Genomic DNA, 1,747 nt, shown 5'->3' on the forward strand with positions numbered 1-1,747 from the left:
AGGCCGTATCCGTGTCGCGTCAGACGAGCGAGCGGAGCCACGTACTGCAGGGATGCCGCCGTTGCGGTAGTAGTCCGCCTCACCGGGGGTGTCGATGCGGACGACCGCGTCGAACTCGATCGTCTCCTTGCCGGCGGGCGAGTGCTCGCTCGGCGCAGCCGTGACGTGCACCGTCTTGGGCGTGCGGCCCTCGTTCAGCTCGGTCAGGCCGGAGATCGAGACGACCTCGGTGCCGTCGAGCCCGAGGGACTCGACGGACTCGCCGGCCGGGAACTGCAGCGGGACGACGCCCATGCCGATGAGGTTCGAGCGGTGGATGCGCTCGAAGCTCTCGGTGATGACCGCGCGGACGCCGAGCAGGTTCGTGCCCTTCGCCGCCCAGTCGCGGGACGAACCGGAGCCGTACTCCTTGCCGCCGAAGATGACGAGCGGGATGCCCTGCTCCTGGTAGTGCTGCGAGGCGTCGTAGATGAACGACTGCGCACCGTCCGGCGTCGTGAAGTCGCGGGTGTACCCGCCCTCCACGCCGTCGAGGAGCTGGTTGCGGAGGCGGATGTTCGCGAACGTGCCGCGGATCATGACCTCGTGGTTGCCGCGACGCGAGCCGTAGGAGTTGAAGTCCTTGCGGTCGACGCCGTGCTCGGCGAGGTACTTGCCCGCCGGGCTGTCGGCCTTGATCGAGCCGGCCGGCGAGATGTGGTCGGTCGTGACCGAGTCACCGAGCTTCGCGAGCACCCGCGCGCCGGAGATGTCCGACACCGCGTCGGGCTGCATGGTCATGCCCTCGAAGTACGGGGGCTTCCGCACGTAGGTCGACTCGGTGTCCCACTCGAACGTGTCGCCGGTCGGGGTCGGCAGGTTCTTCCAGCGGTCGTCGCCCTCGAACACGGAGCCGTACTCGTGGGTGAACATCTCGGTGTCGATCGACGCGTCGATGACCTGCTGCACCTCGACCGCGTCGGGCCAGATGTCCTGCAGGAAGACGTCCTTGCCGTCCTGGTCCTGCCCGAGGGCGTCCTTGTCGAAGTCGAAGTGCATCGACCCGGCGAGGGCGTACGCGATGACCAGCGGCGGGGACGCCAGGTAGTTCATCTTCACGTCGGGGTTGATGCGCCCCTCGAAGTTGCGGTTGCCGGAGAGCACCGCGGTGACGGCGAGGTCGTTGTCCTGCACGGCCTGCGAGATCTCCTCCGGCAGGGGACCCGAGTTGCCGATGCAGGTGGTGCAGCCGTAGCCGACCGTGTAGAAGCCGAGCTGCTCGAGGTAGGTCGTGAGACCGGCCTTCTCGTAGTAGTCGGTGACGACCTTCGACCCCGGCGCGAGGGTGGTCTTGACCCAGGGCTTCGCGGTGAGGCCCTTCTTCGCGGCGTTCCGGGCGAGGATGCCGGCGGCCATCATGACCGACGGGTTCGAGGTGTTCGTGCACGAGGTGATCGCGGCGATCGCGACCGCGCCGTGGTCGATCGTGAACGGGTCGGCACCGTCCATCGCGACCTTCGTCGGCTGCGACGCCGTCGACGGGGCGCTCGAGACGTGCACGTGCTCGTGCAGGTTCGTGTCCTCGTTGGTCGACCCCGCGGCGATCGGATCGGAGGCCGGGAAGGTCTCCTCGACCGCGTCGTCGAGGTCGGTCTGCTCGGTCGGCGTCGTGTAGTTGCCCCGAGGCGCTCGAGCAGCTGCTGCCCGTCGCCGGCCGCGGGGTCGTCGTCCGGGACGCCGCTGGTGTGTACCTCGGCTGCGTCCCCCC

Annotated in this window: 1 protein-coding gene; it reads right to left on the minus strand. The window is 68.7% G+C overall.

Features of this window, described 5'->3' with window-relative positions:
* On the minus strand, positions 1-1,747 hold a 1,747-nt coding region (acnA, locus tag I5E_RS17095; RefSeq protein WP_187290539.1), incomplete at both ends, for an aconitate hydratase AcnA.

Source organism: Curtobacterium sp. B18, from assembly GCF_000333375.1.
GTDB lineage: Bacteria > Actinomycetota > Actinomycetes > Actinomycetales > Microbacteriaceae > Curtobacterium.